A 9451-nucleotide genomic window follows, 5' to 3' on the forward strand; every position below is an offset into this window, starting at 1 on the left:
TCGACGGTGAGCCGGTCGGTGACGAGCCGGGCGAGCCACAGCCCGCGGCCCTCGGTGGCTCCTGCGACGCCGGGTGCCAGTTCGGGGATGACGTCTTCGGAGAATCCGGGGCCGGAGTCCTCGACCTGGCACTCCAGCTCGCCGGCGCGGTGACGCATCACCAACCGGCCGGTTCCTCCGGCGTGTTCGACCGCGTTGGTGGCCACGGCGTCGACGGCGACCACGAATTCCCCTCTGCGCGGTTCCCCCAGGCCTGCGGATGCGGCGCACTCCTCGACCTCTATGCGGATGCGGGGAAGGTCCCGCGAGGTGAAGTGCAGTCGGCACAGGCGCTCGTTGGTCAACATCCGTCCCCCTCCCCGACGGTGTGGTCCGGCGAACGGACGGAGTCCGTCGCGAGCCCGTACGGCGTGCGGGGGTGGTCAGGAGTGTGGTCGTGAGCGAGGTCGCTCGTCCTGCCGTCCCGCGTGGTCTTCAGTGCTCTGCTCTGCGCGTACGCGCATAAAGGCCAGGCTGCGCGACTCGCGGGAGGGCCCCAGCGGCAGCCCGTTCTCGCTCTGCCGACTCCGCACCGGACAGCGGCGCTGCGCGCTCTGCGCAGCACGGGGACAGGGCGGGTCGCCGCCACGACGTCGCCGCAGTCCAGCAACTGGGGTCGCCTCCTTCGCTGCACCGTTTGTGCGCACCCTTTCTGCCTTCGCTGGTCAGCGAGGTTAAGCGGCGGGATGGCCGATGGGTATCCCCCGAAGGGGATTGACGTGTGAAGAACGCTAAGTGACTGAATTCGATTGGGGTTTGTCGCATACGAACGGAGCTTGTCGTTCTTGACGACGAGCTCCGTTCGTATGCGGTAAATGTCCGAGGAGGACTGCTACTTGGCCGGCTCGGGCTCCGGCGCCTCCTCCGTCTCGGACTCGTCCTTCGGCTCGCCCGGCGTGCGTACGGAGTCGAGCAGGAGCTGGGCCACGTCCACGACGCGCAGCTCCTCCTTCGCCTGCTCGTCGTTCTTCTTGCCGTTGACGGAGTCCGTCAGCATGACGAGGCAGAAGGGGCAGGCCGTCGAGATGATGTCCGGGTCGAGGGAGAGTGCTTCGTCGACGCGCTCGTTGTTGACGCGCTTGCCGATGCGCTCCTCCATCCACATGCGGGCGCCGCCCGCGCCGCAGCAGAAGCCCCGCTCCTTGTGGCGGTGCATCTCCTCGTTGCGCAGCCCGGGGACCTTGCCGATGATCTCGCGCGGGGGCGTGTAGACCTGGTTGTGACGGCCCAGGTAGCACGGGTCGTGGTAGGTGATCAGACCCTCGACCGGCGTGATGGGGACCAACTTGCCCTCGTCGATGAGGTGTTGGAGCAGCTGGGTGTGGTGGATGACCTCGTAGTGGCCGCCGAGCTGCGGGTATTCGTTGGCGAGGGTGTTGAAGCAGTGCGGGCAGGTCGCGACGATCTTCTTCTTCGACTTCTCGACCGTCACGCCCTCGTCGCCTTCCTCCTCCGGAGCGGACTCGCCGAAGGCGGCGTTCAGCGTGGCGACGTTCTCCTCGCCGAGCTGCTGGAAGAGGAACTCGTTGCCCAGGCGGCGCGGTGAGTCACCCGTGCACTTCTCGTCGCCGCCCATGATCGCGAAGTTGACGCCCGCGATGTGCAGCAGCTCCGCGAAGGCCTTGGTCGTCTTCTTGGCGCGGTCCTCCAGGGCGCCCGCGCAACCGACCCAGTACAGGTAGTCGACCTCGGTGAGGTCGTCGACGGTCTTGCCGACGACCGGCACCGCGAAGCCGGTCTCCTCCTCGAGCTCCTTGGTCCACTCCAGCCGCTGCTTCTTGGCCAGGCCCCAGGGGTTGCCCTTCTTCTCCAGGTTCTTCAGCATCGTCCCGGCCTCGCTCGGGAACGAGCTCTCGATCATCACCTGGTAGCGGCGCATGTCGACGATGTGGTCGATGTGCTCGATGTCGACGGGGCACTGCTCGACGCACGCACCGCAGGTGGTGCACGACCACAGCACGTCCGGGTCGATGACGCCGTTCTCCTCGGCCGTGCCGATCAGCGGGCGCTCAGCCTCCTCCAGCGCCGACTTGGGCACGTCCTTGAGCTGCTCCTCGGTCGCCTTCTCCTCGCCCTCCATCGTCTTGCCGCCGCCGGCGAGCAGGTACGGGGCCTTGGCGTGCGCGTGGTCGCGCAGCGACATGATCAGCAGCTTCGGCGAGAGCGGCTTGCCGGTGTTCCACGCGGGGCACTGCGACTGGCAGCGGCCGCACTCGGTGCAGGTGGAGAAGTCGAGGATGCCCTTCCAGGAGAAGTCCTCGACCTGGGAGGCGCCGAAGCGGACCTCCTCCTCGTTCTCGTCGTCGAGGGCCGTCTCGAAGTCGATCTCCTTGCCGCCGGAGACCATCGGCTTCAGCTCGCCCAGCGCCGTGCCGCCGCGGGCCCGCCGCTTGAACCAGATGTTGGGGAAGGCGAGGAAACGGTGCCAGGCGACGCCCATGTTGGTGTTGAGCCCGACGACGATCATCCACACGAAGGACGTGCCGATCTTGATCAGGGCGACCAGGTACGTCAGGTTCTGCAGGGTGCCGAGGCTCAGCCCCTTGAAGGCGGCGACCATCGGGTACGAGACGAAGTACGCGGGCTCGTAGCCGTGGACGTCGTGCAGCGCCCCCTCCAGTCCGCGCAGCACCAGGATGGCCACGCCGATGGTGAGGATGACGTACTCGACGAAGTAGGCCTGGCCCGCCTTGGACCCCGCGAAGCGGGACTTGCGCCCGGCGCGGGAGGGCAGGCTCAGCTGCCGGATCACGATGAGCGTCAGGATGCCGAGCGTCGTCATCAGCCCGAGGAACTCGGTGAAGACCTCGTACGGCGCCCACGTGCCGACCAGCGGCAGGGTCCAGTCGGCAGCGAAGAGCTGGCCGAACGCGTGCACCAGGGTCAGCACGAGGGCGAAGAAGCCGACCGCGACGAACCAGTGCGCGAAGCCGACGATGCCCCAGCGGTTCATGCGCGTGTGACCGAAGAACTCGCGGGCGACGGTGAGGGTGCGCTGCGCCGGGTCGTCACTGCGGGTGCCGGCGGGCACCGGCGCTCCGAGCCTGACGAAGCGGTAGATCTGCGCGATGGCGCGCGCGAACAGCGCGATGCCGACCGCGGCCAGCACCAGCGAAACGACGATCGCGGCGAGTTGCATGGGGGCTCCTCGGACCTGCGGGCGAGCGTGTGTACCCGGCTCGCTCTGGGCTTACTAAGCGGTAACTTATCTGATCCGTACGAGACTACCCACTTTCCCGGTGTTGCTGATACCCGGGCACGCGGTGATCTGCGTCGCGGGAGTGCCGCCGATCACGGGTGCGGTGTCGTCCCTGCTCAGGGTGGGGTGCGCATAAAGACCGCATAAGAGTTGAGTCGATTCCGCTCAGGGCGTTTGACGTTCTCAGACGGGCCAGGCACTCTTGAGCCAGCTTCACTCAAGACATCAGCTGGAGGAACCCGAAATGGCACGTGCGGTCGGCATCGACCTGGGCACGACGAACTCTGTCGTCAGTGTTCTGGAGGGCGGTGAGCCCACCGTCATCACCAACGCCGAGGGCGCCAGGACCACGCCGTCCGTTGTGGCCTTCGCGAAGAACGGCGAGGTGCTCGTCGGCGAGGTCGCCAAGCGACAGGCGGTCACCAACGTCGACAGGACGGTCCGGTCGGTCAAGCGCCACATGGGCACCGACTGGAAGATCAACCTGGACGGCAAGGACTTCAACCCGCAGCAGATGAGCGCCTTCATCCTGCAGAAGCTGAAGCGCGACGCGGAGTCCTACCTCGGCGAGAAGGTCGAGGACGCGGTCGTGACCGTCCCGGCGTACTTCAACGACGCCGAGCGTCAGGCCACCAAGGAGGCCGGTGAGATCGCCGGTCTGAACGTGCTGCGCATCGTCAATGAGCCGACGGCCGCGGCCCTCGCCTACGGCATGGAGAAGGAAGACCAGACGATCCTGGTCTTCGACCTCGGTGGCGGTACGTTCGACGTCTCGCTGCTGGAGATCGGCGACGGCGTCGTCGAGGTGAAGGCGACCAACGGTGACAACCACCTCGGTGGTGACGACTGGGACCAGCGCGTCGTCGACTACCTGGTGAAGCAGTTCCAGTCCGGCCACGGCGTGGACCTGGGCAAGGACAAGATGGCGCTGCAGCGTCTCCGCGAGGCCGCTGAGAAGGCCAAGATCGAGCTGTCCAGCTCGAGCGAGACCAGCATCAACCTCCCCTACATCACGGCGTCCGCCGAGGGCCCGCTGCACCTGGACGAGAAGCTCACGCGCGCCCAGTTCCAGCAGCTGACCCAGGACCTCCTGGAGCGCTGCAAGACCCCGTTCCACAACGTCATCAAGGACGCCGGCATCCAGCTGTCCGAGATCGACCACGTGGTCCTCGTGGGCGGCTCGACGCGTATGCCCGCCGTCGCCGAGGTGGTCCGTGACCTCACGGCCGGCAAGGACGCCAACAAGGGCGTCAACCCGGACGAGGTCGTCGCCATCGGCGCCAGCCTCCAGGCCGGCGTGCTCAAGGGCGAGGTCAAGGACGTCCTGCTGCTCGACGTCACCCCGCTGTCCCTCGGTATCGAGACCAAGGGCGGCATCATGACCAAGCTGATCGAGCGCAACACGACGATCCCGACGAAGCGTTCGGAGACCTTCACCACGGCCGAGGACAACCAGCCGTCGGTGCAGATCCAGGTCTTCCAGGGCGAGCGCGAGATCGCGGCGTACAACAAGAAGCTCGGCATGTTCGAGCTGACCGGTCTGCCGCCCGCCCCGCGCAACGTGCCCCAGATCGAGGTCACCTTCGACATCGACGCGAACGGCATCATGCACGTCTCGGCGAAGGACCTCGGCACCGGCAAGGAGCAGCGGATGACCGTCACCGGCGGCTCGGCGCTGCCGAAGGACGACATCGAGCGCATGATGCGCGACGCCGAGCAGTACGCCGACGAGGACGCCAAGCGCCGCGAGTCCGCCGAGACGCGCAACCAGGCCGAGCAGCTCGTCTACACCACCGAGAAGTTCCTCAAGGACAACGAGGAGAAGGTCCCGGCGGAGATCAAGACCGAGGTCGAGGAAGCCACCGAGGACCTCAAGGAGAAGCTGAAGGGCGAGGACACCGCAGCCATCCGCGAGGCCAGCGAGAAGGTCGCGGCGACCAGCCAGAAGCTCGGTCAGGCCATGTACGCCGACGCGCAGGCCGCCCAGGGTGACGCCGAGGGTGCGGAGGCCGGTGCCGCCGGTGCCGGTGAGGCCAAGGCCGAGGGTGACGAGGACGTCGTCGACGCCGAGATCGTCGACGACGAGCAGAAGCCGAAGGACGGTGCAGCGTGACGGAGGAGACCCCGGGCTTCGAACAGAAGCCCGACGTCCCCACCGACGCCGTACAGCCTGATGACGCTGCGGCGCAGGCCGCCGGATCTTCCCCCGCCGACGAGGCGGGGGGTCCGGCGGACCTGGCCGGGGACGTGACAGAGAACGAGGAAGGCCGGCCCGGGCAGGAACCACTGCAGGGGCAGGTCCAGGGCGACGGTTCTCCGGAGGCGGCGCTGACCGCCCAGCTGGACCAGACCCGCACCGCGCTCCACGAGCGCACGCAGGACCTGCAGCGGCTCCAGGCGGAGTTCCAGAACTACCGCCGCCGTGTCGACCGGGACAGAGCCTCGGTCAAGGAGGTCGCGATCGCGAACCTCCTCACGGAGCTGCTGCCCGTGCTCGACGACATCGGCCGTGCACGTGATCACGGCGAACTGGTCGGCGGCTTCAAGTCGGTGGCCGAGTCGCTGGAGATGGTCGCGGCCAAGATGGGTCTGATGCAGTTCGGCAAGGAGGGCGAGCCCTTCGACCCGACGGTGCACGAGGCACTGATGCATTCCTACTCGCCGGACGTCACAGAGACCACGTGCGTGCAGGTCCTTCAGCCCGGGTACCGAATCGGCGAGCGTACGATCCGTCCCGCCAGGGTCGGTGTCGCCGAGCCTCAGCCGGGCGCCGGGGGCGCACCGGGTGAGGAGCCCGCCGACGAAGAGGAGAACGGTGGCCCGGACCAGGGCTGACCACAGCGAGCAGGGCATCGAGCGAGGGGCCGGTCCGGATTCCGGGCCGGTCACCGAGCGGGACACCGAGCGGGAGGAGGAACGCCGCGGATGAGTACCAAGGACTTCATCGAGAAGGACTACTACAAGGTCCTCGGCGTTCCCAAGGACGCCACCGAGGCCGAGATCAAGAAGGCCTACCGGAAGCTCGCCCGGGAGAACCACCCCGACGCCAACAGGGGCGACGCCAAGGCCGAGGACCGCTTCAAGAACGCGTCCGAGGCCTATGACGTGCTCGGCGACGCAAAGCGCCGCAAGGAGTACGACGAGGCGCGCGCCCTGTTCGGCAACGGCGGCATCAGGACCGGCGGCCCGGGTGGCCCCGGTGGTGCCGGCGGCTTCAACTTCGACCTGAGCGACCTCTTCGGAGGCAGCCAGCCGGGCGGAGGCGCCGGTGGTCCGGCCGGTGGCGCCGGAGGCTTCGGCGGCGGGCTCGGTGACGTCTTCGGCGGCCTGTTCAACCGCGGCGGCGCCGGTACGCGCACGCAGCCGCGCCGCGGTCAGGACATCGAGTCCGAGGTGACGCTGAGTTTCACCGAGGCCGTGGACGGGGCGACGGTCCCGCTGCGGATGTCGTCCTCGGCCGCGTGCAAGGCGTGTGCGGGTACGGGCGACAAGAACGGCACGCCGCGGGTGTGCCCCACCTGCGTCGGCACCGGCCAGGTCTCGCGCGGCGGCGGTGGCGGCTTCTCGCTCACCGACCCCTGCGTCGACTGCAAGGGCCGCGGTCTGATCGCCCAGGACCCGTGCGACCAATGCAAGGGGTCCGGCCGGGCGACGAGTTCGCGCACCATGCAGGTCCGTATCCCGGCCGGCGTCAGCGACGGGCAGCGCATCAGGCTGCGCGGCAAGGGAGCACCGGGCGAGCGGGGCGGTCCCGGCGGCGACCTGTACGTCGTCGTGCACGTCGACTCGCACCCGGTCTTCGGGCGCAGGGGCGACAACCTGACGGTGACCGTGCCCGTCACCTACCCGGAGGCGGCGCTCGGCGGCGAGGTCAAGGTGCCCACGCTCGGCGGTCCGCCCGTGACGCTCAAACTGCCGCCGGGGACGCCCAGCGGCCGTACGATGCGGGCACGCGGCAAGGGCGCAGTCCGCAAGGACGGGACGCGCGGCGATCTCCTGGTCACCATCGACGTCTCGGTGCCGAAGGATTTGAGCGACAAGGCGAAGGGCATTCTGGAGTCCTACCGCGACGCGACTTCCGCGGAGGACCCGCGCGCAGCGCTGTTCAAGGCCGCGAAGGGAGACTGAGGTGAACGGCCGAGGTGCACGACGCAACCCTTACCAACTGACGGACGAGTCACCGGTCTACGTCATCTCGGTCGCCGCTGAGCTCTCGGGCATGCACCCGCAGACGCTGCGGCAGTACGACCGCCTCGGCCTGGTCTCTCCGGACCGTGCCGCCGGGCGCGGTCGCCGCTACTCCGCGCGGGACATCGAACTCCTGCGCCAGGTGCAGGAGTTGAGCCAGGACGAGGGGATCAACCTCGCCGGCATCAAGCGCATCATCGAACTGGAGAACCAGGTCGCCGCGCTGAAGTCCCGCGTCGTCGAACTCCAGCAGGCGGTCGAGGGCGCGGCGGCGGCGATGCAGCAGCGTGAGGCGCAGGTCCACGCCTCCTACCGCCGCGATCTGGTCCCGTACGAGGACGTCCACCAGTCCGGTGCCCTCGTCGTCTGGCGCCCCAAGAAGCGCCGCGACTGACGGGTTCCTCCCGCGACCTCGGCCCGCGAATTCAGCCCGCGACTTCGGACCTGAGACCTCAGCCGCGTCGTGGGCCGAGGATGCAGAACTCGTTGCCCTCGGGGTCTTCGAGCACGACCCATGGCTCGTCGCCCTGACCCACGTCGGCCCGGCGCGCGCCCTGTGCGAGGAACCGGCCGACCTCGGCCTCCTGGTCGTCGGGCCGGAAGTCCAGATGCAGCCGGTTCTTGAGGGTCTTGGATTCCGGGACCGGGACGAAGATGAGACCGGGCAGCCGGTTCTCCGACGGGCGGATCTCGAACTCCTCCGGCGAGTCGGTGATCACCACCCAGCCGAGCATCTGGGCCCACCAGTTCCCCAGCGCGACCGGGTCCGCCGCGTCCACGTTGACCTGTTCCCATTCGAGGGTCATGTACGGGATTATGCCGCGCCGGTGCCGGGGTTGACCGCCAGCGCCTTGAAGTAGGCGTAGTGGAAGGTGCCGCCCGGCTCGGCGGTCCGTCGCAGGTCGGCGATGCCGCGGTCCCAGTCCTCGGGTGTGCTCAGGCCGGCGGCCAGGACGTCGTCGCGGATGAGTTCGACCATGGCGATGAAGGTGTTGCGGGTGAAGCCCTCGACCAGTTCGGGGCGGCTCTGGTCGGCGTAGACCGTGCGCGGCCGTACGTCGATCTCCGCGTAGCCGGCGTCGGCGAGCAGCGGGTGCAGCCGCCGCCCGATCAGCGCGTCTCCACCGCCCGCGGACTGCAGCCGCACCTGCTGGTCGACGGCTGCGTGTGCGTGGGCGCTGTAGGGGTGGAAGAAGACCGATCCGTGGTCTCCCTCGATCACGGTGACGGTGCCTCCCGGGCGCAGCAGCCGCCGCAGTCCCGACAGCGCTCGCGCCGGCTCGTGCAGGTGCTCCAGCACGAAGCACACGAAGACGTGGTCGAACTCCCCATCGCCGTACGGCAGATCGAACAGGTCGGCCCTGCACCACTCCACGAGCGCCTGCGGCACCTGGGCCGTCACGCGCTCACGCGCCTGGACGAGGGAGTCCTCGGAGGCGTCGACCGCGACGATGTGCGCCCCCGGGCTGGAGGCGGCCAGGTGCACCGTCTGGGCGCCGATTCCGCAGCCGGCCTCCAGGACGCGGCTGCCGGGCGGATAGGCCGTGCCACCGTGCAGGAGTGCCGCGAGGGTGTCCGCCTGGTCTCCGAGGCGGCGGGCCTCACGTTCCGAATAGCCGTGTACATAGCCGGTCGTCGTCACGTTCCGTCCCCGTTTCCGAGCCGCCCGTCCGGGGCGTGGCTGCTGTCCGTGCGTCCACTGTGCTGATTCAATGGCCCGGTGGACAGAGCCAATGAAGGTGCAGTTGAGAGGGCCAAAACGGCCGGCTCCGACTTCCTTCAGCTGGACACCGCGCAGGCGCCGCGGGGCGGGTTGTCCGACTGGCTGGCCCGGCAGATCCGGCTCGCGATCTCGGACGGCCGCCTCCCCGTCGGCAGCAAGCTCCCGGCCTCGCGGGTGCTCGCCGGCGAACTGCGGGTCTCACGCGGCGTCGTCACCGAGGCGTACCAGCGGCTGAACGAGGACCGCTTCAACCCCCTTGCCCCGTTCGGGGGTTACAAGCAGTCCGGCATCGGCAGGGAGCT

At 68.7% G+C, this 9451-nt stretch carries 9 protein-coding genes; 5 read left to right on the forward strand and 4 right to left on the reverse strand.

Translation table 11 applies throughout. From position 1 onward, the window contains the following. Nucleotides 1-347: ATP-binding protein (locus H5J26_RS24750; protein ID WP_181768173.1), on the reverse strand; the 347-nt coding region annotated here is incomplete at its 3' end. A 524-nt stretch (nt 348-871) separates the two neighbouring features. Continuing rightward, nucleotides 872-3178, reverse strand: coding sequence for a (Fe-S)-binding protein (locus H5J26_RS24755; protein ID WP_181768174.1), 2307 nt, complete (start codon nt 3176-3178; stop codon nt 872-874). A 304-nt stretch (nt 3179-3482) separates the two neighbouring features. Here H5J26_RS24755 and dnaK point away from each other — a divergent pair, with 304 nt between their 5' ends. From dnaK to H5J26_RS24775, 4 genes are all read left to right on the forward strand, one after another. After that, nucleotides 3483-5351: a molecular chaperone DnaK gene (dnaK, locus tag H5J26_RS24760; RefSeq protein ID WP_181768175.1), complete on the forward strand. Its 1869-nt coding sequence runs from the start codon at nt 3483-3485 to the stop codon at nt 5349-5351. Further along, nucleotides 5348-6073: a nucleotide exchange factor GrpE gene (gene grpE / locus H5J26_RS24765; protein ID WP_181768176.1), complete on the forward strand. Its 726-nt coding sequence runs from the start codon at nt 5348-5350 to the stop codon at nt 6071-6073. Before dnaK ends, grpE begins: the two co-directional genes overlap by 4 nt. A 90-nt stretch (nt 6074-6163) precedes the next feature. Beyond that, entirely contained in the window at nt 6164-7366 is a 1203-nt protein-coding gene (dnaJ, locus tag H5J26_RS24770; protein ID WP_181768177.1) for a molecular chaperone DnaJ, read from the forward strand. 1 nt (nt 7367) lies between these two features. Beyond that, a complete protein-coding gene (locus tag H5J26_RS24775) occupies nt 7368-7820 on the forward strand; it encodes a heat shock protein transcriptional repressor HspR (RefSeq protein WP_181768178.1) in 453 nt (150 codons plus the stop codon). 58 nt (nt 7821-7878) lie between these two features. On the opposite strand, the gene H5J26_RS24780 is transcribed toward H5J26_RS24775, so the two are convergent. Both H5J26_RS24780 and H5J26_RS24785 read right to left on the reverse strand, forming a co-directional pair. Next, on the reverse strand, nt 7879-8232 hold the full coding sequence (locus tag H5J26_RS24780; RefSeq protein WP_181768179.1) for a VOC family protein: 354 nt from the start codon (nt 8230-8232) through the stop codon (nt 7879-7881). An 8-nt stretch (nt 8233-8240) separates the two neighbouring features. Further along, nucleotides 8241-9068, reverse strand: a complete 828-nt coding sequence (locus H5J26_RS24785) for a methyltransferase domain-containing protein (RefSeq protein WP_181768180.1) — start codon at nt 9066-9068, stop codon at nt 8241-8243. 78 nt (nt 9069-9146) lie between these two features. Between H5J26_RS24785 and H5J26_RS24790 the strand changes: the two genes are divergently transcribed. Continuing rightward, on the forward strand, nt 9147-9451 hold a 305-nt coding region (locus H5J26_RS24790; RefSeq protein WP_181768181.1), incomplete at its 3' end, for a GntR family transcriptional regulator.

It is taken from the genome of Streptomyces albidus (ex Kaewkla and Franco 2022), from assembly GCF_013870515.1.
Lineage (GTDB): Bacteria > Actinomycetota > Actinomycetes > Streptomycetales > Streptomycetaceae > Streptomyces > Streptomyces albidus.

Excerpts from the sequence above, each read along its gene's own strand:
- dnaK (WP_181768175.1), top strand. The coding sequence starts at position 3,483 with ATGGCACGTGCGGTCGGCATCGACCTGGGCACGACGAACTCTGTCGTC.
- dnaJ (WP_181768177.1), top strand. The coding sequence starts at position 6,164 with ATGAGTACCAAGGACTTCATCGAGAAGGACTACTACAAGGTCCTCGGC.
- H5J26_RS24755 (WP_181768174.1), bottom strand. The coding sequence starts at position 3,178 with ATGCAACTCGCCGCGATCGTCGTTTCGCTGGTGCTGGCCGCGGTCGGC.
- H5J26_RS24780 (WP_181768179.1), bottom strand. The coding sequence starts at position 8,232 with ATGACCCTCGAATGGGAACAGGTCAACGTGGACGCGGCGGACCCGGTC.